Raw genomic sequence first — 433 nt, forward strand, 5'->3', positions numbered from 1 at the left:
ACATCGGTGCCGCTGACCGAAGCGATCGACTTGATCACCGGGTCGTTGGCGCCTGCGTAGACGTTGTCCGGAGCGGTGACCGTGACCGAACCGGTCGTGCCATTGGCCGGCACAGTAATGGTTTTGCCGTCGCTCAGCGTGAAGGTCAGTGCCGAGTGGTTGTTGATCGGCAGACCATCTTTGTTAGTCAGGGTGATGGTGTAGGTGATCTCGCCGCCTTCGGTAACCGAAGGAGTCGCGGTCAACTTGGCCACCACTTCGTCAGTGGTGTCGGTGACCTGAACCTTGGCCGCATCGCCCAGCTGCAGGTTTTCGAAGGTACGGCCATCGACGTCCACAGCCGACTTGATGCCCAGGCTGACTTCGCCTGCGTCCTTGTAGACGTCATCACCTTGAGCTGCGTGCTCGTACGCTGCGCTGGTCTGGCCGGCTT

The 433-nt window shown here is 60.5% G+C and carries 1 protein-coding gene; it reads right to left on the reverse strand.

Translation table 11 applies throughout. The features are described from left to right. Window positions 1–433: immunoglobulin-like domain-containing protein (locus tag ACLEJP_RS25525; protein WP_440810915.1), on the reverse strand; the 433-nt coding region annotated here is incomplete at both ends.

The organism is Pseudomonas sp. SMV7 (assembly GCF_052041995.1).
Taxonomy (GTDB): domain Bacteria; phylum Pseudomonadota; class Gammaproteobacteria; order Pseudomonadales; family Pseudomonadaceae; genus Aquipseudomonas.